The sequence below is a fragment of the Streptomyces sp. P9(2023) genome, from assembly GCF_032436795.1.
Taxonomy (GTDB): Bacteria; Actinomycetota; Actinomycetes; order Streptomycetales; family Streptomycetaceae; genus Streptomyces.
In genome coordinates, this window is sequence record NZ_JAUPWM010000636.1 from 1 (window position 1) to 256 (window position 256).

1 protein-coding gene is annotated in these 256 nt (G+C 62.1%); it reads left to right on the top strand.

The genetic code is table 11. From position 1 onward, the window contains the following. Positions 1 to 256: type II secretion system F family protein (locus tag Q5762_RS38970; protein WP_315897051.1), on the top strand; the 256-nt coding region annotated here is incomplete at both ends.

The window sequence follows — 256 nt, forward strand, 5'->3', positions numbered from 1 at the left end:
GAATTCGCCAACGCCATCGACGTGATCGTGCGCTCGGTGAAGTCCGGCCTTCCGACCAACGAGGCGCTGCGCATCGTGGCGCGCGAGGTGCCCGATCCCTGCGGCATGGAATTCAATCGCCTGTGCGAGGGCCTGAAGGTCGGCATCACACTTGAGCAAGGCTGCAAGAAGATGTTCGAGAGCATGCCGACCGCGGAGGTCAGCTTCTTCGGCATCGTCATGACCATCCAGCAGAAATCGGGGGGCAACCTGTCCG